The 20541-nt window shown below is 51.1% G+C and carries 22 protein-coding genes; 17 read left to right on the forward strand and 5 right to left on the reverse strand.

From position 1 onward, the window contains the following. Nucleotides 1-40: 40 nt before the first annotated feature. From NNL35_RS15890 to NNL35_RS15945, 12 genes are all read left to right on the forward strand, one after another. A complete protein-coding gene (locus tag NNL35_RS15890) occupies nucleotides 41-1750 on the forward strand; it encodes an extracellular solute-binding protein (RefSeq protein WP_006674605.1) in 1710 nt (569 codons plus the stop codon). Between the two features lie 20 nt (nucleotides 1751-1770). After that, a complete protein-coding gene (locus NNL35_RS15895; RefSeq protein WP_006674604.1) occupies nucleotides 1771-2661 on the forward strand; it encodes an ABC transporter permease in 891 nt (296 codons plus the stop codon). Between the two features lie 13 nt (nucleotides 2662-2674). After that, nucleotides 2675-3553 (forward strand): carbohydrate ABC transporter permease, encoded by an 879-nt coding sequence (locus tag NNL35_RS15900; protein WP_006674603.1) that lies wholly within the window; start codon nucleotides 2675-2677, stop codon nucleotides 3551-3553. A 181-nt stretch (nucleotides 3554-3734) separates the two neighbouring features. Next, nucleotides 3735-5924 (forward strand): amylo-alpha-1,6-glucosidase, encoded by a 2190-nt coding sequence (locus NNL35_RS15905; protein ID WP_254553592.1) that lies wholly within the window; start codon nucleotides 3735-3737, stop codon nucleotides 5922-5924. Between the two features lie 102 nt (nucleotides 5925-6026). Next, nucleotides 6027-6383: a cupin domain-containing protein gene (locus NNL35_RS15910; RefSeq protein WP_006674601.1), complete on the forward strand. Its 357-nt coding sequence runs from the start codon at nucleotides 6027-6029 to the stop codon at nucleotides 6381-6383. A gap of 37 nt (nucleotides 6384-6420) precedes the next feature. Continuing rightward, nucleotides 6421-6801 (forward strand): VOC family protein, encoded by a 381-nt coding sequence (locus NNL35_RS15915; protein ID WP_006674600.1) that lies wholly within the window; start codon nucleotides 6421-6423, stop codon nucleotides 6799-6801. Next, nucleotides 6798-6953 (forward strand): hypothetical protein, encoded by a 156-nt coding sequence (locus NNL35_RS15920; RefSeq protein ID WP_254553593.1) that lies wholly within the window; start codon nucleotides 6798-6800, stop codon nucleotides 6951-6953. The genes NNL35_RS15915 and NNL35_RS15920 overlap by 4 nt, the downstream gene beginning before the upstream one ends. Before the next feature lie 680 nt (nucleotides 6954-7633). Further along, entirely contained in the window at nucleotides 7634-8710 is a 1077-nt protein-coding gene (locus NNL35_RS15925) for a FecCD family ABC transporter permease (RefSeq protein WP_006674599.1), read from the forward strand. Then, complete coding sequence (locus NNL35_RS15930) at nucleotides 8707-9486, forward strand: ABC transporter ATP-binding protein (RefSeq protein WP_006674598.1); 780 nt, start codon at nucleotides 8707-8709, stop codon at nucleotides 9484-9486. Before NNL35_RS15925 ends, NNL35_RS15930 begins: the two co-directional genes overlap by 4 nt. A gap of 22 nt (nucleotides 9487-9508) precedes the next feature. Continuing rightward, a complete protein-coding gene (locus NNL35_RS15935) occupies nucleotides 9509-10582 on the forward strand; it encodes a methyltransferase domain-containing protein (protein ID WP_006674597.1) in 1074 nt (357 codons plus the stop codon). 28 nt (nucleotides 10583-10610) lie between these two features. Next, nucleotides 10611-11630, forward strand: coding sequence for an ABC transporter substrate-binding protein (locus NNL35_RS15940; RefSeq protein ID WP_040729441.1), 1020 nt, complete (start codon nucleotides 10611-10613; stop codon nucleotides 11628-11630). A 27-nt stretch (nucleotides 11631-11657) separates the two neighbouring features. Further along, on the forward strand, nucleotides 11658-12020 hold the full coding sequence (locus tag NNL35_RS15945; protein WP_006674595.1) for a (2Fe-2S) ferredoxin domain-containing protein: 363 nt from the start codon (nucleotides 11658-11660) through the stop codon (nucleotides 12018-12020). Between the two features lie 492 nt (nucleotides 12021-12512). Here the strand turns inward: NNL35_RS15945 and NNL35_RS15950 are convergent, their stop codons facing one another. Continuing rightward, nucleotides 12513-13376: an alpha/beta hydrolase gene (locus NNL35_RS15950; protein WP_238535239.1), complete on the reverse strand. Its 864-nt coding sequence runs from the start codon at nucleotides 13374-13376 to the stop codon at nucleotides 12513-12515. Between the two features lie 167 nt (nucleotides 13377-13543). Between NNL35_RS15950 and NNL35_RS15955 the strand changes: the two genes are divergently transcribed. Together NNL35_RS15955 and NNL35_RS15960 are read left to right on the forward strand one after the other, a co-directional pair. Further along, nucleotides 13544-14419, forward strand: a complete 876-nt coding sequence (locus NNL35_RS15955) for a YwqG family protein (protein WP_006674593.1) — start codon at nucleotides 13544-13546, stop codon at nucleotides 14417-14419. A gap of 127 nt (nucleotides 14420-14546) precedes the next feature. Continuing rightward, a complete protein-coding gene (locus tag NNL35_RS15960) occupies nucleotides 14547-15533 on the forward strand; it encodes a serine hydrolase domain-containing protein (protein ID WP_040729437.1) in 987 nt (328 codons plus the stop codon). A 104-nt stretch (nucleotides 15534-15637) separates the two neighbouring features. Here the strand turns inward: NNL35_RS15960 and NNL35_RS15965 are convergent, their stop codons facing one another. From NNL35_RS15965 to NNL35_RS15980, 4 genes are all read right to left on the reverse strand, one after another. Continuing rightward, a complete protein-coding gene (locus NNL35_RS15965) occupies nucleotides 15638-15952 on the reverse strand; it encodes a DMT family transporter (protein WP_006674591.1) in 315 nt (104 codons plus the stop codon). Next, nucleotides 15952-16290: a DMT family transporter gene (locus NNL35_RS15970; RefSeq protein ID WP_006674590.1), complete on the reverse strand. Its 339-nt coding sequence runs from the start codon at nucleotides 16288-16290 to the stop codon at nucleotides 15952-15954. Before NNL35_RS15970 ends, NNL35_RS15965 begins: the two co-directional genes overlap by 1 nt. Nucleotides 16291-16347: 57 nt before the next feature. After that, entirely contained in the window at nucleotides 16348-16917 is a 570-nt protein-coding gene (locus NNL35_RS15975) for a TetR/AcrR family transcriptional regulator (RefSeq protein WP_006674589.1), read from the reverse strand. A 140-nt stretch (nucleotides 16918-17057) separates the two neighbouring features. Further along, nucleotides 17058-18218, reverse strand: coding sequence for a hypothetical protein (locus tag NNL35_RS15980; protein ID WP_006674588.1), 1161 nt, complete (start codon nucleotides 18216-18218; stop codon nucleotides 17058-17060). 160 nt (nucleotides 18219-18378) lie between these two features. Here NNL35_RS15980 and NNL35_RS15985 point away from each other — a divergent pair, with 160 nt between their 5' ends. The 3 genes from NNL35_RS15985 to NNL35_RS15995 all read left to right on the forward strand — a co-directional run bounded on the left by NNL35_RS15985 (nucleotide 18379) and on the right by NNL35_RS15995 (nucleotide 20517). After that, nucleotides 18379-19284 (forward strand): VanW family protein, encoded by a 906-nt coding sequence (locus NNL35_RS15985; protein WP_006674587.1) that lies wholly within the window; start codon nucleotides 18379-18381, stop codon nucleotides 19282-19284. Nucleotides 19285-19427: 143 nt separating this feature from the next. Next, entirely contained in the window at nucleotides 19428-19925 is a 498-nt protein-coding gene (locus NNL35_RS15990; protein ID WP_006674586.1) for a GNAT family N-acetyltransferase, read from the forward strand. 61 nt (nucleotides 19926-19986) lie between these two features. Next, nucleotides 19987-20517: a hypothetical protein gene (locus NNL35_RS15995; protein WP_006674585.1), complete on the forward strand. Its 531-nt coding sequence runs from the start codon at nucleotides 19987-19989 to the stop codon at nucleotides 20515-20517. The last annotated feature ends 24 nt before the right edge of the window (nucleotides 20518-20541 follow it).

The following is a 20541-nucleotide window of genomic DNA, read 5'->3' on the forward strand; positions in this document are numbered from 1 at the left end:
GTTTTGAAATCGTTCACATCAATGTAAAGGAGCTTATGTCATGAACACAAAACGGAGACACGGTCTTTTCTTTGCGGTAGCCTTGCTATTGGTTATTGCCATGGCTGGATGTCAAAAAGCGGACAAGCCTGCAGAGGAATCCGCTGTGGATATGAATGACCCGGCGTGGAAGGAAGCCAAGACGACGCCTTTTGCGCCTTATCCTGACACCGTTACCTATTCGGTGGGCCAGGTAGCAGGGAATTACACTTCACTGAAAGGCACGCCGTATGAGAAGGACAACGCGACGAACAATGTCTGGACAAGATATATCAAGAACAAGCTGAATGTCCAAAATGAGATTGCGTTCGAGGCCAATGACGGTACAGACTATCAGCAAAAAGTATCGATGGCGATCGTAAGCGGCGAGATTCCGGATATTATGGTCGTTCCCGATCATGAGACATTGCAGCAGCTGTACGAGAACGATCTAATCGAGGACCTTACCGCTGCCTATGAAGATACAGCCAGTGAGCGCATCAAGGAAATCTATGACTCCTATGATGGCCGCGTTCTGGACACGGCCAAGTTCGACGGCAAGCTGATGGCGCTCCCAACTACGGAAATCTCGCACGGTCCGGGCGTCCTGTGGCTGCGCAAGGACTGGATGGACCAATTGGGGCTGCAAGAACCGAAAACCATCGAAGATATTGAACATATCATCACCCAGTTCGTAGAAAAAGATCCCGGCGGCAATGGACCTGGAAATACGGTCGGTCTTGTCATCGATAATGAACAGCCTGTCGGCATTTCGGGCGGGCAATATGAAGTGAATAACATATTTGCGTTATATGGAGCCTTCCCGAAGCAATGGATCGATGATGGCACGGGCAAGGCCGTATACGGATCCATCCAGCCTGAGATGAAGCCCGCCCTTGCCAAAGTTGCGGATATGTATAAAAAGGGACTCATCGACCGCCAGTTCGCCGTCCGCACCTCGGATGACCGCAAGGCGCTGCTGACAAGCGGCAAAAGCGGATCGTTCCTGGACAACTGGTGGGGAAGCTGGACCGTGGCTGACTCGCTCAAGCTCAATCCGGATGCCGAGTGGGTGTCTTATGTTGCTCCGCAATCGGAAGACGGTTCGGTCACGATGTTCACCGGCAAGCCGACCAGCAGTTATCTGGTGGTCCGCAAAGGGTTCAGCCATCCGGAAGCCGCCATTAAGATTGCGAGCGTTCAGTTCGATTATCAGCGTTACCAGGAGAAGGACGAAGCCGTGCTCAAGGAATTCGAGGATTACAGCGCACATAATGTAGGCGGATCTCCGCTCGCCGTTAACATTGACTATTATGATGCTTTCTACCGCAATGTCGGCATTATGGAAGAGGCGTTGGAGACAGGCGATGCCAGCAAATTAACGAGCAATCTGGATATTGCGGCTTATAAGTCCTACAAAAAATACTTGGATGATTCAAAAAACGGAAATCAAGTCGATGCCAATGCATGGGCTGGATATACATCGAGCATTACGACAGCGAAGCTGGTCAACAACTCCAACATCAAAGAAGTCAATCCGATCTTCTTCGGCAGCACACGGTCCATGTCTTTGAAATGGCCAACCTTAATGAAAATGGAGCTTGAAATGTATCTGAAGATCATTACAGGCGAGCAGACGCCGGATGACTTCGATAAATTTGTTGAGAATTGGAAGAAAACCGGCGGCGATATCATTACGGACGAAGTGAACGAAGCGATTGCCTCCAATTGAAGTGAAAGAGAGCGTTCTTCATGAAGAATAAAAACGATCAGATCGCGTTCCACTCGATGATGGCCGCAGGCATGATCTTCCTGATTATTTTCTCGTTCATCCCGATGTTCGGGATTGTGATGGCTTTTCAAGATTATGTTCCTGCCAAAGGGATCAGCGGTTCGCGATGGGTAGGGTTGGATAATTTTAAATTCATGCTGCAAATTCCGGACAGCAAGCAGATTTTTATCAACACGATCGTCATCGCGGTATGGAAGATTATTGTGGGGACCTTCGTTTCGATTACGTTTGCTTTGCTCCTGAATGAGATTCGACTGAAAATTGCCAAGCGGTTCATGCAGACGGTTGTGTATTTGCCGAATTTCTTGTCATGGGCCGTACTCGCTACGGTCGTGATGAACATCTTTTCCTATGAAGGTCCGATCAATGCATTTTTAGGTTGGTTTGGCGTGGACCCGATTTTATTTATGGCGAGCAATGAATGGTTCAGACCGATGCTGGTGTTGTCCGACGTGTGGAAAGGGTTCGGATATGGCTCGATCATCTATCTGGCCTCGCTGACCTCGATTGATCCGGGACAATACGAAGCGGCATCGATTGACGGGGCGAACCGCTTCCAGAAGCTGTGGTATGTCACGCTGCCCGGCCTGATGCCTACGATTCTGCTGGTCACGACGTTGAACCTGCCGAATGTGTTGAATGCCGGCTTCGACCAGATTTTTAATCTCTATAATCCATTGGTATACGAGACCGCCGACATCATTGACACCTATGTATACCGGGTAGGTCTGGTCGAAAGACAATATAGTCTCGGAACCGCAGTCGGTCTGTTGCGTTCCATTGTCGGCATTATCTTGATCTTGTCTGCGAATAAATTGACACAGAAGCTGACAGATTATCGCATTTTCTAGGGGGGTGTCTTCCATGATAGCTCAGACGATGAAAAGCCGCGTCGCCGACGTGATTATCTGGATATTGTTATTGGCGCTTACGTTGTCTTGTCTGTTTCCGTTACTCAATATGGTAGCTATTTCACTGAGTGATAATGCAGCCGCTTCCGCTAATTTAGTGGGCCTGTTCCCGGTGAATTTTACATGGAGCTCCTATGAAAAGCTGCTGTCAGACTCGCAATTTTGGCGTTCGTTCATGATCTCGGTCGAAAGGGTCGTATTGGGGCTAGGCGTAAATATGGCGCTGATGATCCTGATGGCCTATCCGTTATCCAAAAGCTCGAAGCAATTCCGGGGACAGAAAGTGTATATGAATATCGTTATTTTCGCGATGCTGTTCTCCGGGGGACTCATTCCGACGTTCATGGTCGTCAAGCAGCTTGGTCTGCTGGATTCCATTTGGGCGTTGATTTTGCCGGGGGCGGTGCCTATCGGCAATGTCATCCTGCTCATGAATGCGTTCCGCGCGGTTCCGAAGTCGCTGGAGGAAGCGGCCAAGATCGATGGAGCCTCGCAGTGGAGAATCTTGTTCTCGGTCTATCTGCCGGTCGTCTTGCCTACGCTGGCGACGGTCATGCTGTTTACGATCGTCGGCCACTGGAATGATTATTTCAGCGCATTGGTGTATATCAACAAGACTTCGAACTATCCGCTGCAGACCTATATTCAGCAGCTCAGCGTGGAAGTGCAGAATATCACGGACCCGGCGAAATTGGCCGAATATGCAAAGATCTCGGACCGGACGCTGAATTCCGCCAAAATCGTTGTGTCTACGCTGCCGTTGCTTTTGATTTATCCGTTCTTACAGAAGTACTTCGTGTCCGGAATCGTGGTCGGTTCCGTCAAGGAATAAGTCATTAGGTTATTCGAAGCAAAATACAATAGGGTGAAAAGAAGCCGGACGATATATCAAGTATGCTGCCTCGCCGCAATGATTCCACAGCGCGGCGAGGTTTCGCATATCGGCGGCCGAACACATGGCGTTCAGGAGGTTAGCAATGACGAATGCAGGTGCAGCATCAATGTTAGATGACATGAAAATATTCGTATCGAAGGAAGCGAACCGCGCGATTTCCTTTACCAATAAGGAGTCCGCGTTTTACTTTACGCAGTCTCACCATACGAATCATCCGGAGCATGCTTATTTTGAAGGATGGAATATTGCGAAACGCCGGATATTTCAGGGCTATCATTTATATGAAGGCGGCCGCAGGCTGGATAATCAGCATTCCCAAGTGTGCGTCTATCCTTATAAAATGGTGCGCGAGCATGGTTCTCTCACAGAGGAGCTGTGGATGCTGGATTATCGAAATGTGCTGGAAATCCGCCTTGCCGGCTCGCAGCAGCCGACCATCGGCATGGAGCTTAGAGGAGAGAACGTGAAGCCGATAGGTCAAGAGGGTCATATCCTGATCTTTGCGGCTGTCGCAGAAGGCTGGGTGATCGCGGTAGGCTCCAGGCGGCTGCAGCCGTTAACGCTGGAAGGACACATCATCTCTGCGGATGCGAAGGAGGAAGGCTTCTGCATCGCTGCCGGCAGAACGGCAGAGGAAGCCGTCGCTCTGCTGCAGGATACGAGGGGGCAGGTCGATCGCCTCAAGATGGACCGTGTCAAGCGCATGGAACGTCTGCTTCTCGAGAATACCTATCTGAAAACCACAGATGATACACTGGAGCTGGCTCTGCGCTGGCTAAGCATCACGATGGATCAGCTCGTCACGAGACAGCAAGGAGACGGGATCTACGCCGGGCTTCCTTGGTTCAATGAATATTGGGGGCGGGACCAGTTCATTTCGCTTCCGGGGGCTGTCTTGGTTAGCGGACAATTCGACACGGCACGCAACATTCTGCTTTCTTTTGCCGAATTTCAGAATACGGATCAGGATTCCAAATTTTACGGCAGAATGCCGAATATCCTTGCCCCTGAAAATATTGATTATCATACAACGGACGGCACGCCGCGATTTGTTATCCAACTGCAGGATTATGTCAAATATTCCGGCGATACGGAAATTATTAAAGAGCTGTATCCAGCCGTTATTCGCAGCATTCAAGGATCCATTGACCACTGGATGGACGAGAAGGGCTACCTCATGCATGCCGACAATGAAACGTGGATGGATGCCCGGGACAGTCAACTGCAATCCTATTCGCCAAGGGATACGCGGGCCAATGACATTCAGGCGCTATGGTACAACCAACTGCTGGCCGGTGTGTACTTCGCCGAGTATATGAAGGATGACGAGCATGCTGAACAGTGGAAGCAGATAGCAGATCAGTTGAAAAAGAATTTTGAGAAGGATTACCGCGATGCCGAGCATTCTTATTTGGCCGACCGGCTGGATAAGGAAGGCAACCCGGAGTTCTCCCTGCGTCCGAATCAGCTCTTTGCTTTTGACATGTTCGATGATCAGGAGTTCGCTTGTCAGGCCATCCGAACGGCTTGGGAAGAGCTTGTATATCCTTGGGGAGTCGCTTCTCTGGACCGGCGCCATCCGTTGTTCCATCCGTTCCACTTGACACCTTATTATCATAAGGATGCCGCTTATCACAACGGCGCCGTATGGCTCTGGCTGAACGGCATCGCGATACAGCGCATGATTGAGGCGGGAGAGGAAGAGACAGCCTATCGATTGTTCAAGAACATGAACGGGATGGCGCTGACCAAGGGGGTCGTTGGCGGACTGTGCGAAAATATGGATGCCTACCCGCATGAAGGCGAGAGCTGGGCCAAGCTGACGGGGGCGTATCTGCAAGCCTGGTCCAATGCCGAGCACTTGCGGGTATGGTACCAATGCTTTTTGGGAGTCCGGCCGGATCTGATTCGGCATACGTTAGTCCTCGCTCCGCGAATACCGGAGGAGATTCCGGATCTGAATTATGCGATCAACGTGGGCAAGGGCCGCATTGCCGCAGAGTACCGCAATGAAGGGGCCAGGGTATATCGCTATCAGTTCCAGGACCTCTCCTTGCGAGCAAGGATTGATATTTCGCCTTTTGAGCCGCTGGAGATAGAGATACGCCCTGATTCGGAGCTAAGGATAACGCAGGCCGACGGGACGCTGACCGTAACCCTGCTCGATCCTAACCATGACATCATCCAGGCGATGGAAGCCTCCGTCTCGCCAGCGCGCGCAGAGCAGCGGGCAAGACACCACCGCATCCTGAAGGATGTCCGCTTCGCCGAGCCGATGGATGTACAGAATCATCCTGTGATGAGATAAAGTTGTCTCAATAAAATAGCGAGTGTCAATCGAGATCCTGCTATCAAAAAATGGCAGGGATCTTTATAATGGAAAGAAAATGGACGCAAAAGGACTGATTTGGTGATAAGAACCATAAGCAAGCATAATCATTCAGAACATTATATCTGGGGCAATAACTGTGACGGGTGGCGATTGGTTGATGAAGAAGCTAGAAGCATCATTCATGAACGGATGCCGCCCGGAACAAGCGAGGTCAGACATTTACATACGAGAGCAGCGCAATTTTTCTTTGTACTCTCCGGAATGATGACCATCGAAGTGAATGGAACCGAACATCAACTCAATCCGCACGAAGGAATCGAAGTGCCGCCAGAAGTGCCGCATCAAGTATGGAATACATCGAACACAGATATCGAATTTCTCGTCATATCTACACCCAGTACAAGGAATGATCGAAAGATAGCAGATGTTGGATGAAACCACGAAGTGAGGAAAATGAAAGGTGTGACAATGAATGAAAAATAAGATTCTTGAAAAATTAGAACATGTGCAAATTCCCGTTAAAAGCTTAGATAAATCGATTCAGTGGTACACTACGAATCTCGGCTTTTCCTTACAAGGCAAGTCAGAGGGACGGCATGCCTTCTTAACTTTGCCTGAGGGACCCATGTTAATGCTGTGGGAAACAAAAGATGACACACAAGCAAACTTTTCCTTCAACGGGGAAACGATGCCCGTATTACTGTATAACACGAAGCAAATTCATAAATTACATGAAGAACTCAAATCGAAAGACGTCGTAATCACGTTCTTTCAAGACGAAGGGTTTGGATGGGTTCTAAAATTTATAGATTTGAACGGCAACATGTGGGGAGTCATTCAATTAAAGGAATGAAATCTGGTAAAGAGAGGAATGTCGTGCAGGATATCATTGCTTACTATGAGCGGTATGACGAAGACGGAAGACGGATACGGGACAATTATCATCGGACCGAATTTCTATTAACTCTAAAGTTTTTGGAGCAAGCCTGGAAGCACGATTTTTGACGCGGGCGCCGAAACAGGACGGTATTCCTTTCATTTTGGAGATCAGGGGCATACGTTAACGGCTCGTAAGACCTGGAACAACGGGCGCGGATCTGGTTGACGCCATTCAGCCGCCTCATGCCGTACATTTGAAGAGTGAAGGGCTGCTGCAGGGAACGATCCAACTCATTGCAGAGAGAGAATGGATGTCCGGTAACTTTATTCCAAAGGGATTGAGGAGCTAATAAATATTTGGAGTGAAGATTTACAACACGGATCAGCTCATCGACGAAAAAGAAAGCGTGCGCAGCCGGAAGCAGAATCGCTGTGCACGCTGACTTTGGCGGGGCAATAGCTGCCGTTCTTGATTGCGCTGTGAGGTCTTGACGAATAGAAAGGTAGCTGATAAACTTCATTAAACGTAATAATTACGATTAAGATCAAAGTAAGGGGTATTCAGCGCAGGAGCGATGTGCTTAACCGTGTAGAAGGGAGTGAAGCGGATCAAAAAAACGATGATATAAGTCACTGAATGGTGAAGTTCGTTCGTTATAGTATGGAGAGGAATGCTCTTAATTTTTAATATTTCGCAGCGATTGGAGCAACTTCTTCTTTTTGTGGGGAATGTATGCAAAAAAATGAGCCAACGTCTCTGTAAATCGTAATAATTACATATAAATAATGATGATGAAGGTTGTGAAATGATGAAAGAACCGGCAGACTTCCGCCGCCGCTCCTTCTTTTTTACGGCCATTCTATTGGCGCTGACGGCGGGGCTCGTCCTATCGATAACGCTCGCGGTGATGCTGGGGCCGGTTCCGATCGCTCCGGCAACGGTCTGGAAAATCGCCTTTTCCCATCTGCCGGGCTTCAATGGATGGATTGAGGAGACATGGGACATGGGACAGGGGCACATTGTGTGGGATATTCGTTTTCCGCGCGTGCTGCTTGGCGTCGTCGTCGGCGCGGGGCTGTCCGTTGCCGGTGCCGCCATTCAAGCGCTGATGCGCAATTCCTTGGCTGACCCTTATATACTAGGCGTGTCGTCGGGGGCGTCTGCGGCGGCCACGCTTGTCATTCTGTTCGGCGCATTCCGCTTCTTCGGCCAATATGCGCTTTCCTTATCCGCTTTTCTCGGTTCGCTTGCTGTAATGGCTATCGTCATGGTTCTAGCTCGCGTGGGAGGCAGGATAGCAACGAGCCGGCTTTTATTGTCAGGCATCGCGGTGTCCATGATGATGTCGGCCATCACCAATTTGATCGTAACGATGGCGCCGCGCGAAGAAGGCATTCGATCGGCGATGTATTGGATGATGGGAAGCCTGACGGGGGCCAAGTGGGAGTATTTGACCCTCCCCGCCTTAATCGTGATTGCCGGTACGATCTTTTTGCTTGTTCAGTACCGGGCGCTGAACGCCTTGCTGATGGGGGAGGAGGCGGCGCTTACCCTCGGCGTCAATCTCCATGCCTTCCGCAAATGGCTGGTCGTTGTGGTCGCCCTGTTGACGGGAACGATTGTGGCTGTGAGCGGCGCGATCGGCTTTGTCGGCTTGATGATCCCCCATATCGTGCGGCTCATGGTCGGTTCGGATCATCGCCGCGTTCTCCCGGTCAGCCTATTGCTGGGGGCCATCTTCATCGTATGGGCCGATGTATTGGCGCGGCTTGTGCTGGCGCCAGAGGAACTGCCAATCGGCATTGTCACCGCTTTATGCGGAGGTCCTTTCTTTATCTGGCTGCTGCGGCGGAACTCATATTCTTTTGGAGGCGGAAAATGAACGTCGAAGTGAAAGACCTGTCGTTCAGCATTCAGGATAAACGATTGATTGAAGCGATATGCCTGGATGTGCGGGAAGGCGAGATGGTCGGCTTGATCGGCCCGAACGGCAGCGGGAAATCGACGCTGCTCAAAAATATATATCGCGTGCTGGAGCCCGATTCGGGCGAAATCCTGCTGAACGGACAACGTGTATCCCGGTTGCCGCAAAAGGAATTGGCCAGACAGTTGGCGGTGGTCGGCCAGGAGGCGTCTGCCGCGTTTGATTTTGCAGTCCGGGATATCGTGATGATGGGACGCAGTCCGCATAAGAAAATGTTCGAAGCGGATTCGATAGAGGATTACGAGATTGTGGAGCAGGCGCTGACGCGAGTCGGCTTGCTGCATGCCGCGGGCAGCAGCTTCTCCGACTTGTCTGGCGGAGAAAAGCAGCGCGTGCTGATTGCGAGGGCGCTGGCGCAGCAGGCGCGCGTTCTCATTCTGGATGAACCGACCAACCATCTGGATATCCGGTATCAGCTGCAGATGATGGATCTGGTGAAGGAACTGAAGCTGACCTGTCTTGCCGCGCTGCATGATTTGAACATCGCGGCTTGCTACTGCGATCGCATCTATGTGATGCAAGATGGCCGGATGGCGGCTTCCGGAAGCCCCGAGCAAGTGATGCGGCCGGATCTGCTGTACGACGTATTCGGGGTTCGGACGGAGATTGCCATCCATCCGTTGACGGGAAAACCGTCGATTACGTTTTTGCCGGACAGAATCGTCAGCTTATGACATAGGAAGGGAGGCGGAGCCGATGGCGATGACCCGATGCAGCTACTGTCAATTCACATATGACGAATGGTATGGCGATACGCGCAACGGTGTCCCTGCTGGCACACCGCTCGAGGACTTGGCCGGTACGCTATGCTCTCGCTGCGGGATGCAGGGCAACCGGCATGAATGGCAGCCGAATCCGAAGTACGCGGGTCAGGAGGCTGAATATTATGACCAGTTTGCCGGAAAAGCGGGGATTGCGTTCTACCGGCACTGGCTGGAGCAAGCGGCGGAACCGCCGAGCGTACTGGAGCTAGGCGTCGGCACCGGACGTCTGGCGGTCGAGCTGGCCGGCCGGGCTGCCCGCTACTGCGGGGTCGATTGGAGTCCGATGATGCTTAAGGCTGCAGATACAAAGCGCAAGCGCATGTTCAAAGAGGAAGCAGAGCAGCGGCTGGAGCTGGCGGAGGAGGACGTTCTCACGTTCCACGATCCCGCCGCCTATACCCATGTGCTGTGCCCGGATGGGTTATTGCAGCATTTTACGCGGATGGAGGAGCATATTGCGCTGCTCCGTAATATCCATCGTGGGCTGCAGGCAGGAGGCTGGATCGCCGTCGATCTGCTCCTGCCTCCAGGCGGCGCCGCTTGGCAGTCGCTGGAGCGGAAGCGCGTACAGCCGCAAAAGCTTGTTCGCCGCCAGATCGAGGGGTCAACCTCACTTTCCCGGCAGATCTTTCATTGCGCCATCGCTTACGAGACATATATCGAAGGTGTCATGGAGTCCCGGTACCTGGTCGAGCGCGAATATGCGCTAATCACCCCTAAAGAAGCCGTACTGCTCCTCGCTTCAGAAGGATTTGAGGTGACGCGGATGATTCAAAATTATGGCTCGTCCACGCCATGGCGAACAGCACTTCCTCCGGGAGTCAATGAAATAGGGATCGATCCGGATGCCGGTGAGACGATAGAGGAAGCGCTCGCGGCCGGGAAAGATGTGCAGCCGTATCGTGAGAGAGCATGGATGAACGGCGGATATCCGCTGCACGGCGCGATGCCGGCTCTATCGCCCGATGCCTCGGCAACGATGACGCTGATTGCCCGGAAGAAATGACAGAACGAATAGACGGAGGAAGGATTGTATGAATCGGAGAACGTTCACGAAGAGGTTGCTACTGCTAGGAATGACCATGATGCTCGTACTGCTGTCGGCATGCGGCAGTCCGGAACAGCCGGACGCGAAGCGCCAGGCGCAAGCAGAGCAGCCGGCGGCGCAGCAAGTGTCCGAGAGCGGAACGGTCGAGCTTGAAAATATGGGAGAGAAGCTGAGCTTCCCGGATGCGCCGAAGCGGGCGGTCACGCTGAACCAGCATGCGACCGAAGTGATGCTGGCACTCGGCCTGGAAGAATCGATGGTCGGAACGGCTTATCTCGACGACAGCATCCTGCCCGAATACAAGGAGAAGTATGACAAAATTCCGGTCCTCGCGGACAAATATCCATCGAAGGAAGTGTTCTTGTCAGTGTCTCCCGATTTCGCCTATGCGGGATGGAAGAGCGCGTTTGGAGAGAAAGCGCTTGGCTCGCGGGAGGATCTTGCCGGGCAGGGCGTGCTGACCTATGTGCAGGAATCCTCGAACAAGGCCGCGCCGACGCTGGAGGATGTGTACCAGGACATCTTGAATATCGGACGAATCTTCCGGGTGGAGAACAGAGCCGAAGCGGTCGTGAACGACATGCGCAAGAAGCTGGAAGATATTCAGGCGCAGATTGGCAGCGTGAGCGAGCCGCTTAACGTATTCGTTTTCGATAGCGGGGAAGACAAAGCGTTCACGGCCGCCAATACGTATTTAACCAGCTTGATTGCCAAGGTGGGCGGTAAAAATATTTTCGACGATATCGATAAAGGATGGGCCGAAGTCAGCTGGGAGGAAGTGGTGAGCCGCGACCCGGATGTCATTGTCATTGTCGATTATGGCGACACGACGGCCGAACAGAAGCAAGAGCTGCTCCTGAACAAAGCGCCGTTGGCTGATGTGAAGGCGATCAAGAACAAGCGATTTATCGTGCTTCCGCTCTCGGCGGCTGCGGAGGGGATTCGTGCGCCGATCGCTTTGCAGACGCTCGCTGCCGGCTTGTATCCGGATAAAGTGCAGCCATAAAAAGCAACAGGGGGAAGGAGAACATTCATGGCAACATGGAATTTGGAGGAAACCCGCCATCATCTGCTGATCTGCAATGGCGGAAGCTGTATGAAGCAGCAGGCCGATGAAGTTACGCAAGCGATCCGGGATGAGATCTCTGCACTCGGAGCGAAAAAACAGATTCATACGACACGCACCCGCTGCAATGGCCGCTGTACGGACGCATGTGTCGTCATCGCCTACCCGGAAGGGGTCTGGTATAAGGAGATGACCCCGGAGCTGGGAAGGGAACTGGTGCGCAAGCAGCTGGCAGGCGAGCGGCTGGAGGAGCATACGGTCTATTCGTATGATCGCCGCTTCATCGCTACCGGCCGCTCTGTAGCTGGCAAAGATAAACCTACGAGCTAGATTTTACCATAGCTATAGCCAAGCCGTGTCCGCCACAGGCAACGTTCTTGACTGATGTCTATATGGAGAAGCATGAATTTTACCGGTCTCTGTTGATAATCCAGTCCTGAACATAAGGGGGCTGTCTCCAAAGCCGATTTTAGGTGCAGCGAGACAGCCCCGCCCTGCTTCTCACGCTGAAAAATACTGTAAAAGTGCAGTTTTCCTTGATGACGTGTACTTCTTTACAGGAATTGCTGCAAAACTGCAACAATTTCAGACTATCTAATAGGTGTAAGACAAAAAGAGATGAAAATAATGTACTTTTGCAGGAATTTTATCAAATAGCGGATCTAATGGCATAAATTACTGCACTGATGCAGGATTTTGCTGACTCACCCTGATCCCCCGCTTTTCCGGCCGCTGCTTTGCCCGCAGCCGTTTTTCCCGCCTCCATAATCAGTTCACCCTTTGCCTCAATCTATTGCCAAAAAGGTTGTCTTCGGCAGCGGTTCAGCCGATCATGCGGTGGATCTCGTTCACGATCAGTTCCGGTTCGCTGAACATGACGAGATGGCCGGACTTCGGAGCCTCGACCCAGCGTCCGTTGGCCAATGCCGCCGCCGCCTGGCGATGGGCGGCGGCGATGGCCGGCCGCACGCTTCGCTCAAGCAGGGACATCTTCGTGCCCGAGATTAAGCTGACTTCCAGATCGCCGAGGTCGAGAGGCTCGTCGCGCAGCTTGGCCAACTCGTCGACGAACGGCGCCAGTTCGGCGATCATCGCGCGGGCTGCCTGTTCCGTGAAGTCCTCATTGCGGTGATCAGCCGCGACATCCGCAGGCTGAATACGGCCGGCCCTGCTGCCGAGCAGACGGTAAATTCCGAGCCGGGCCAGCAGCGGCACGAGAACGCGCATCATCGTTTGCCGCTTGCTTCCGGACGGATCGAAGTACATATCGCAGTGCTCATCGCTCTGATCGACCAGCACGATGCCGCGTATTCGGGAAGGATCAGTGGCTGCCGCGACCCGAACGATAGGACCGCCCCAACTGTGCCCGACCAGGATGAACGGGCCTGGCCCGAGCGCGCGGAGCAGGCTGTCGAGATCGTCAGTGATTCGGCGAAGCGTCCGCGGAGCCGTATCCGGATCGCTTCGCCCTGTGCCTGCGCGGTCGTACACGACAGTACGAGCCCGTTCGGCGACGAGGGGCTGCACGAGACCCCATACGGATCGGGAAAAGCCCATGCCTGATTCGAATACGACCGTCGGGGTGCCGCTCCCGTTAACCATATAATGCAATCGGCGTCCATCCCCAACCGTATGGAAAAAGCTCTGTCCGTATGTATGTGAACGGGTAGAGTTCATCCTTGTCATCTCTTCGCCTCCATCAATTCGATCGACTATAATTGAAAATGCTTCTCATTATCAATTATAAGTGGGAGATGCCATGGCAACAAGACTGCTTCGCGCCTTTTATTATCGTTTCCAATATTATGATCCGAAGTTATACTTAGGGGAGCGGGTGAGGAGGAGGTTATCACATGAATAGAGAAGCAATTGTTCGCTTGCTCGAGGAATCGGGATTGGAAGCGTATCGAGAGTCGTTAGCATCCTTGATTTTCCCGACTTGCCAACTTCGGCTGCAGCCCGATGAAGACCCAAATCTGCCGCTCGGATGCAGCAAGGTCGGCGGACATCCCGATTTGCCGGATGATGTGGAGTGGCCACGGTGGAAGCATTACAATCAGTCCTTTATCGCCCAGATGAACATGGCCGATCTGCCGCCTGAGCTGGAGCTCCCGCCGGAAGGTCTGCTTACCTTTTTTTATGCGGTCGAGGCGATGTATGCGGACGAAGAATTCTATAACAATCCTGGAACGTGCAGCGTAATTTATTCTACTCCAGAGCGGTTGGGCGGATTGCGGCGTACACCTTCACCCGGCGAGCTTGACGAGGGCGCTGTGCTGAGACCGAATCGGATCGAGTTCGTTCCGGGGTTATGCGTTCCGGCTGCAGAATCGGCTTATTTGGAGATGCTGGGACTTGGCTGGACGGAAAACAGGGAAGATTTTGAGAAGTATTGGAGCGTATTTCTTGAAAAGTTACACGCGCAAGGGCCGCCTGACGATTATATCCATCGGCTGCTCGGCCATCCTGATCAGATTCAAGGAGATATGCAGATCTATTCCGAGATGATCGCAACAGGACTTTCTTATGACAGCTTGCGCGAACCAGCCTCCCGCAGCCGCATGCTGCCATCGGCGCTGCGCTGGCGGCTTCTCTTGCAGATTGATTCCGAAGAGGAGAAGACCGGCGTCATGTGGGGAGATGTCGGACGGATTTATTATTGGATCAGAGAAGAGGATTTGGCGGCGCTGCGGTTTGACCGGGTTGTGTGTCAGATGCAATGTGGCTGATCATCGGACCTCCGACAGCATAAGGGGGCCGTATGATAGCGGGAAGAATACATAGGGCTGTATCGTGCGGCGCCAAAGGCAGCCATGCCGGCCGCCGCCGATCGGCGGAAGGGAAGAGAACATGCCTGTGGGGAATACGCTCGAAAAGCATTTTGACGATTATGCGGCTGAACAACAATACAGCGGCACGGTTCTTGTCGAACAGGAAGGCAGGCTTTTATTCGCCCAGGCTTACGGGCAAGCGAATGATGAGCACCAAGTAGCGAATCGCATCGATACGAAATTTTGCATTGCCTCAATTACGAAGCCGATGACGGCACTGGCCGTTCTCATGCTGATGGAGAGAGGAGCGCTAGAACTTCATCAGCGCGCGGCCAACTACTTGCCGGCAAGTCTGGCGATCGACTCAAATATTACGGTTCATCATCTTCTCACCCATACATCGGGTCTCCCTGATTTCGAAGCTCTTCCCAATTTTGGAGAATTGGGCAGGCAGGCCTTTTCGGATGAGGAAGTATTCGAGCTGGTTGCGCATTTGCCGCTGGAATTCACGCCTGGAAGCGGGTGGAAATATTCAAATACCGGATATAACCTGCTTGGAGCGATGATAGAGCATATCACGGGGAATTCCTATCGCGAATATATGAAGGAGCATATCTGGACACCGCTTGAGATGAACGATACGGACTGTTGCTGCAGCCGCTCCATCGTTCCGGGCTTGGCCCAGGGCTATACGCGGAGTAGGGAGGATGGGCCGGATCTAGCCAAAGCGCCTTTCTTCGAAATCTCCAATTTCAAAGCGTCAGGCAATGTGTACTCAACCGCGGCCGATTTGCTCCAATGGGATCGGTGCTTGCAGATGCGAACCGTTCCTCTCGTGGCGTCAGCCACGTTGGAGCTGATGTTCTCGCCCCATGCCGCAGTTGCCGCTGGCCGCTCTTACGGATACGGGTTGTCCCTGGATACATCCAGCCGCGGCCATGGCGGACATCTCCCGGGATACTGGAGCCAATACCGCTATTATCCGGAGAAGCAGGCAACCATCATCATGCTGAGCAATCATGATTTTATCGTGGAAGGCGATATCATAACCCGAACGGCGGAGCTGCTGTGACTAGGGAAGGGCGGGTAATTCAATTATACGTAGACAGCGCAGACGAACAAGGCTGCCGAGATCATCTCGACAGCCTTTAGCTTCCCGTCGCGGGAATAGCCTTTTTATGAAACGAGCTTTAATCCGGTAACGCCAATAATAATCAGACCTAAGCTGACAAGACGGGCCGCGCTTTTGGACTCTCCGAAAAAGATCATATTGATCAGCACGGCGCCTGCCGTTCCGATTCCAATCCAGACTGCATATGCGATGCTCAATTGCAAATAGCCGAAGGCCTGATACAGCAGCCCGAAGGAGAGGGCAAACCCGCCCGCGAATAATGCGCCATTGCGGATATTTTTTTCCTGGCTGAACAGCTTCAACCCCACAACCCCAACGATTTCACTTATAGCAGCTAAGGTAACAAACAACCAACCCATTATTGATGACTCCTTTCTTCCACTTTATTATCAGCCAGCTTCAAACCAATAACTCCGGCTACAAGCAGCCCGATAAAGAGCAATTTCAGTGCGCTCATATTTCCGTCAAACAAGAAGTAATCCATCAATACCGTCCCGATGGAACCGACTCCGGCAAAGATGGCATAGACGGTCCCGGTAGGCAGCCCTTCACAGGCTTTGGACAAGAAATAAAAATCAACGATAATAACACCTACGAGCAGAATCCACTGCCATGCCGCATCTGCTGTACTAAATCCAAAAACCCAGACCATCTCTAATAAACACGTGAGGATTACATAGATCCAATATTTATTCATCTCACACACTCCTTTATGAATGACATTCAGTCATTTTTGTAGAAAAGACGACATACTTTACGGACGCAAAGCATGCTCTAAAAATGTCAGTAACTCAGCTCTTTGATTGGCTTCATTTTGTGAGTCGTACGCATCATATAAAAAGACTTGCTCCGCAGCCGATTCAATCAGCCCAAGCACTAATTTGGCTGTACGAGCGGGATCCAGGTTTTCACGAACGAGGCGGCGCTGTTTGTTCGTCTCGAACAGAGAAGCGACCAAATCGTAAAGCGGAGTATAGATGTTTTCCCATTTGCTCATATTTTCTGTTGTGGACAGGCCTGCATAGACAAGAACGGATACGTCGCGAAATTGACCTGTTACCTGAAAGATGGCATCCACCAATTGATTTAGTTGTTCGGTTAACGGATCGTCAAGTGAAACCGTGGCTTCAATTTTCTTCATAAATTGCAACACAATTTGCTCCGCGATCACAGGCATAACAGACAATTTAGAGGGAAAATACAGATAAAACGTTCCCTGAGCAATCTCGGCCTTTTGGACAATGTCTGATATTTTAGCTTTTTCAATCCCTTTCTCTTTAAAAACTTCGATGGACGCTTGAACGATCTTCTCTCTTTTGTCCATATGCAGTACCTCCCGGCTGAAATGACTGAACGTCATTCATTGTAACAGAAGAATTTAAATCCGTCAATCATCCTTGGGAATTCAGGATTTCATCGCAATATCCTTACAATTGAAAATTAAAGCACATGATGGAGATTTTATCAATTCCTCTCCATTATATTGCTCCTGACATTGGTTATTTTCCAGGGAGAATGAAAAGAGTCCCGCGCAAATTCAAATTGGAAGGCCGCACCCTTTTCGGGTTGATTTTTGCGCCGCCACGACACGGAGTGAGTCACTTCCGCCGTCAGGCTATGGTCAATGTCTCGTTCGGTGTTCCGCGTGTTATGGTTCCGTTTCTTTTTGGTCGTTAGACGAAAAGTTGTTCCACTCTCCATCTCTTTCAAAAAGTAGTTTAAAACGTCCGAATCCAGCCCATTCGATACAATTTTGAGGAGATTATGATCCTGAACGGACAATGCTCCAATGAACATTTCCGAAAGCACAGCGGGCGACGCCGTATGGAGAAAAGTCTCGCGCTGTCCGGAAGCCGTATACACCATCAACTGATGAAATAAATCCGGCTCGGCGGAGCGATGGGTGCTGCTGCCTAAGAAATGAACGCAGAAGTGGCCTGAGAATCCATTGCCGGGAATCCCATCTCCGCCATGAGGCATTCCATTCATGGAAGCTGCAATTTTATAGTTATCAGACACCACTAAAATCGCTTTTCGTTTCCAGCTCCATTGGTTATCATAAATTTGCTTCATAATCTTGGTGTCCTCTTTGGTCAGCGGCTGCACGTCGGCATGTCTGCTTCCCGCTCGCCGTTGGACGCGGAAGGAAAGCCCTTTTTCCAAATCGATGATGGAAAAGGTGCTTTTTCGCGGGAGTAATTGCTTCGCTTCACTCCAAGGGATAATCGCTCCATAATGGCGCTTCTTTAATTCTGCACAATATTTTTGCAATTGTTGCGCTGCTTTTGGTGACAGGACAAGCCGTTTTGACTCCGTTGCGCTCCAAAAGACTCCAGGCTTCTCCATGCGGAATGATCTCGTCTGACCTTTCCGCGAGATCATTAAATAAATATCGGTGAGCGCAGCCGGTTGTGAAGCCGCTTCCTGCTTGCTTGCCTTCAAGAGTTGAACAGCTTCTTTAGGATTCAGAACGATCTTCTGTTCGAACGTGGACGAAGGAGTGGATCGTACACTGATGACAACCGCGGCTTGCGGCTTGCGAGCAGCATATATGACTGTATTGTGAACGGGCAAGAAAGAAATGATCAGTAAGAATAGGACGATGCGAGTCATCAATGGATTCATGGTCGGGCCTCCATGTCAATTAAGTCTGCCAAAGCGATCGATATGGATAGTGTTGTCATTTCTTTGCAAATTATGTGCCTATAATCAGCCGCCGTTCAGGGAAATGTATGTAGGTACATTTCATGAATTGGGGTGTCCCGATTTGAGTTGGAATACATATATGCAAATGTTACTTCTGCTGCACCAGGCCCTCATTCCCGGCAGTGTGCAGATCGGCCTGCAAGGGCGGAGCGTGGCGACCGTGAATCGTGCCGATTATATAGCACCGGTGTTCCCGCTATTGGATGACGAAAAAATAGACCGGCTCCTCAATGATCTCGATAAGAAAATGTATCAAGCGCCCAAGAATGCCCGGATTGGGGAACACGAGGAGATTATCCCGGAACAGAGCGGTTACAAACTGGATCGCAATCGTTTTCGAGAGCAATTTTATTCTTATCTCTATGGCACCGGTTCCTTTTCTATTGAAGCGCCGCGCTTGAAGGTCCATGCCAAGGTCGATAGCGAGCTGTTGGCCCATATCCGTGACAAGAGAATCGGATACTACGTCACCTTTTACAACTCCAGAAACAAAAATCGCTCGCATAATGTGGCCCTGGCCGCACAAGCCATCAATAACACCGTCGTGTTTCCGGGCGAGCAGTTCTCGTTCAACCGGGTTGTCGGTATGAGAACCACGGCGAAAGGATATAGGCAAGCGCCGATTATCGTTCGCGGGGAGTTCTCGGAAGGGATAGGCGGAGGGATTTGCCAAGTATCCTCGACACTGTTTAATGCTGTGGATCGGGCCGGGCTTACCATCAAGCGGCGATACTCCCACAGCCGGCATGTGCCCTATGTACCGCCCGGCCGCGATGCGACGGTGAGCTGGGGCGGGCCGGATTTCGCATTTCAAAATCGGTACAATCAACCGGTTCTCATCCGCGCTCATTCCGGCGCGGGCCAAATGACCGTTGCGGTGTATTCTTCCGAATTGATTAATCATAGTCCGCGCGAGGTCCCGGGAATGACCCGGCGCCTGCCAGAGGAGATCTCCCTTGATGTAGAAGCGAAAGCACAGGAATAAATAAAGAAAAGCATGCCCGTCTGAAGGCATGCTTTTCCGGCTTTTCTCGAAAATGGTTGTTTTCTAGCAAACGGTTTTCTATACTTTTAATTAATCGTTGGTATGGCAGTGGTTAGACATATAACGAGAGGAGTCGGTTAACCATGTCATCTCTGCATTATTTCCCAATGACAGAGGACTATGCTTCCATTATTGCGAAGTGGACTTATGATGAGCCTTATTCGCTCTATAGTATGGACGGGGATGAGGACACCATTGCAGAGTTCATGAACGGGGACTATTTTTATGCCTTGGATAACGATAATGTCTTAATCGGGTATATTTGCACAGGGAACTCCGCGCGTGTGCCGGGAGGATATGACATCGGCATCTATCACCATGATACATACATCGATTTTGGCTTAGGCTTGCATCCGGAGTTTACTGGGAAGGGCATGGGGAGCGGGTTTGTAACGAGCAGCCTTGAATTTATTCGAGAACGTTATCAAGTCACCGACATTCAATTGGTTGTGGCCACATTTAATGAACGGGCGATAAAAGTGTACGAGCGTGCCGGGTTTGTGAAAGGACCATTATTCCAAAGTAAAGTCGGAGATCAAGACATTGATTTTATAGTGATGAGGTACTCGATGCAAGCATAACGATGAAAGCGCCCCGATCAAATCAACATGTTCGCGCTGCGGCATGTCTTAGGAGCCTGTGATGAATCAGATATCGATGCCGAAACGACTTGAAAAAGCGATAGAACCATTAAGAATGACGAATACGGGAACTTCCGTATTTATGGATGTCATTGTATTAAGCGGGTCTGAACTAGCGGCCACGAATAGAGAAAAGGAATTTGTGATCTGGCTGGCGCAAAGGGACCAAAATATCGTTGGCCGTGGAACGGTTGGATTTCATATAGAAGAGATGCCGTGGAAAAAAGACGATTTTGATGAGATGAAACATTTCTTATTGCGTACGATACAAGGAGCGATGAACAAGACGAATTGGCATGTATTAGATTATGAACCGAGTGAGGAGTGGTGCAGGCAGACATTGAAGCACTTCTTCAACATGGTCCAATTGTTTGATGAACTACTTGTAGATGCTCAGTATTATACAGATTGGATCACGCTGGATGAAGATGATGACGTGCCAACGATACCTGAAGGATATCCAATGTGTAAAGATCATCCCGTCTATTTATCCTGTCTTGGATGTATCATATGCAATTCACAAGAACGGTGATAGGAACTTTGCAATCTGACATGG

Source organism: Paenibacillus dendritiformis (assembly GCF_945605565.1).
Lineage (GTDB): Bacteria > Bacillota > Bacilli > Paenibacillales > Paenibacillaceae > Paenibacillus_B > Paenibacillus_B dendritiformis_A.

What these genes read in the sequence shown, in the direction of transcription:
- NNL35_RS15920 (WP_254553593.1), top strand. Translation starts at nt 6,798, where the DNA reads ATGAAATCTGGTAAAGAGAGGAATGTCGTGCAGGATATCATTGCTTAC.
- NNL35_RS15965 (WP_006674591.1), bottom strand. Translation starts at nt 15,952, where the DNA reads ATGGGTTGGTTGTTTGTTACCTTAGCTGCTATAAGTGAAATCGTTGGG.
- NNL35_RS15990 (WP_006674586.1), top strand. Translation starts at nt 19,428, where the DNA reads ATGTCATCTCTGCATTATTTCCCAATGACAGAGGACTATGCTTCCATT.
- NNL35_RS15940 (WP_040729441.1), top strand. Translation starts at nt 10,611, where the DNA reads ATGAATCGGAGAACGTTCACGAAGAGGTTGCTACTGCTAGGAATGACC.
- NNL35_RS15995 (WP_006674585.1), top strand. Translation starts at nt 19,987, where the DNA reads ATGAATCAGATATCGATGCCGAAACGACTTGAAAAAGCGATAGAACCA.
- NNL35_RS15915 (WP_006674600.1), top strand. Translation starts at nt 6,421, where the DNA reads ATGAAAAATAAGATTCTTGAAAAATTAGAACATGTGCAAATTCCCGTT.
- NNL35_RS15905 (WP_254553592.1), top strand. Translation starts at nt 3,735, where the DNA reads ATGAAAATATTCGTATCGAAGGAAGCGAACCGCGCGATTTCCTTTACC.
- NNL35_RS15950 (WP_238535239.1), bottom strand. Translation starts at nt 13,376, where the DNA reads ATGACAAGGATGAACTCTACCCGTTCACATACATACGGACAGAGCTTT.
- NNL35_RS15900 (WP_006674603.1), top strand. Translation starts at nt 2,675, where the DNA reads ATGATAGCTCAGACGATGAAAAGCCGCGTCGCCGACGTGATTATCTGG.
- NNL35_RS15930 (WP_006674598.1), top strand. Translation starts at nt 8,707, where the DNA reads ATGAACGTCGAAGTGAAAGACCTGTCGTTCAGCATTCAGGATAAACGA.
- NNL35_RS15945 (WP_006674595.1), top strand. Translation starts at nt 11,658, where the DNA reads ATGGCAACATGGAATTTGGAGGAAACCCGCCATCATCTGCTGATCTGC.
- NNL35_RS15925 (WP_006674599.1), top strand. Translation starts at nt 7,634, where the DNA reads ATGATGAAAGAACCGGCAGACTTCCGCCGCCGCTCCTTCTTTTTTACG.
- NNL35_RS15935 (WP_006674597.1), top strand. Translation starts at nt 9,509, where the DNA reads ATGGCGATGACCCGATGCAGCTACTGTCAATTCACATATGACGAATGG.
- NNL35_RS15895 (WP_006674604.1), top strand. Translation starts at nt 1,771, where the DNA reads ATGAAGAATAAAAACGATCAGATCGCGTTCCACTCGATGATGGCCGCA.
- NNL35_RS15955 (WP_006674593.1), top strand. Translation starts at nt 13,544, where the DNA reads ATGAATAGAGAAGCAATTGTTCGCTTGCTCGAGGAATCGGGATTGGAA.
- NNL35_RS15975 (WP_006674589.1), bottom strand. Translation starts at nt 16,917, where the DNA reads ATGGACAAAAGAGAGAAGATCGTTCAAGCGTCCATCGAAGTTTTTAAA.
- NNL35_RS15890 (WP_006674605.1), top strand. Translation starts at nt 41, where the DNA reads ATGAACACAAAACGGAGACACGGTCTTTTCTTTGCGGTAGCCTTGCTA.
- NNL35_RS15980 (WP_006674588.1), bottom strand. Translation starts at nt 18,218, where the DNA reads ATGAATCCATTGATGACTCGCATCGTCCTATTCTTACTGATCATTTCT.
- NNL35_RS15970 (WP_006674590.1), bottom strand. Translation starts at nt 16,290, where the DNA reads ATGAATAAATATTGGATCTATGTAATCCTCACGTGTTTATTAGAGATG.
- NNL35_RS15985 (WP_006674587.1), top strand. Translation starts at nt 18,379, where the DNA reads ATGCAAATGTTACTTCTGCTGCACCAGGCCCTCATTCCCGGCAGTGTG.